This is a genomic window from Phormidesmis priestleyi ULC007 (assembly GCF_001895925.1).
Taxonomy (GTDB): domain Bacteria; phylum Cyanobacteriota; class Cyanobacteriia; order Leptolyngbyales; family Leptolyngbyaceae; genus Phormidesmis_A; species Phormidesmis_A priestleyi_A.
In genome coordinates, this window is sequence record NZ_MPPI01000113.1 from 1 (window position 1) to 1128 (window position 1128).

The 1128-nt window shown below is 51.1% G+C and carries 1 pseudogene; it reads left to right on the forward strand.

The window, feature by feature from the left end:
- Positions 1–58: 58 nt before the first annotated feature.
- Positions 59–1121: pseudogene (locus BRW63_RS27420) on the forward strand (IS630 family transposase).
- Positions 1122–1128: the final 7 nt, after the last annotated feature.

Sequence of the window (1128 nt, forward strand, 5' to 3'; positions counted from 1 at the left end):
TAAGTAGGAGGGTGAAGTTAAATATAAGATAGGAAGACCCTCTAATTAACCCCTCCTTATGCCTGCTCCCCTCCGGATCATTTTGACTTCAGAAGAGGATCGCACGTTAGCTGAATTACGAGAGGCTCAAAGTGTCCCTCAACGAACCCGTGACCGGGCCCACATGTTGCGCTTAAATGCGGAAGGCTGGAACGTGCCCATGATTGCGGAAGTATTCCATTGCCATGAGCATACGGTGCGCGCGACATTACGCCGCTGGGAAGCGGGTGGATTAGGCGGTCTGTGGGAAGCTCCGGGACGGGGCGCAAAGCCGAAATGGCAAGCTGCCGACTTAGATTACCTGAGTACGTGTCTAGAAGCGGAACCCCGCACCTATAACAGTGTGCAACTCGCCAAAAAACTGAAGCAGGAGCGCTCAGTCGATTTAAGCAGCGACCGTTTGCGGCGCTTGCTCAAAAAAAAACTATCGGTGGAAACGGACTCGGCATAGCCATCGTCGAAACCAAGACCCTCTCAAAAAGGCGTTAAAACTAGCCGATTTAGAAACTCTACAGTTAGCCCAACAGGAAGGACATATCGACCTGAAGTATTTGGACGAAGCCGGGTTCTGCCTTTGGAGTCCCGTCAGCTACAGTTATAGTCGCGTTGGAGAGCAGAAACGGATGGAACAGACTCACCAACGCTATGGCAACCGGATTAGCATTCTGGGGTTATGGCAGCCTGGGGAGCAATTTGAGTATGCCTTGGCACAAGGAGGTTTCAAGAGTCAGAGTTATATCCAGGTGATGGATTGGGTCGCCGAGAAAGCCGCGCAGACCTTAGCCGCAACCGGGCGGTTGACCGTGGTGGTGCAAGATAATGGCTCTTTGCATACCAGTCGCCTCACCCGTGAGCAATGGCAAAGGTGGGAAGCACAAGGTTTATTGATCCACTTTCTTGCCCCCTATTGTTCAGAAATGAATCTGATTGAAGGCGAATGGCATCAACTCAAGTCCCATGAAATCGCTGGACAGATGTTCGATAATCAGTATGACTTAGCCAAGGTGGTGATGCGGGGGATGGAATCCCGGAGTCAATCGGGTGAGTACTCACTGGAGCGTTTTATATTTAATTGCGCCTAGCTACTTA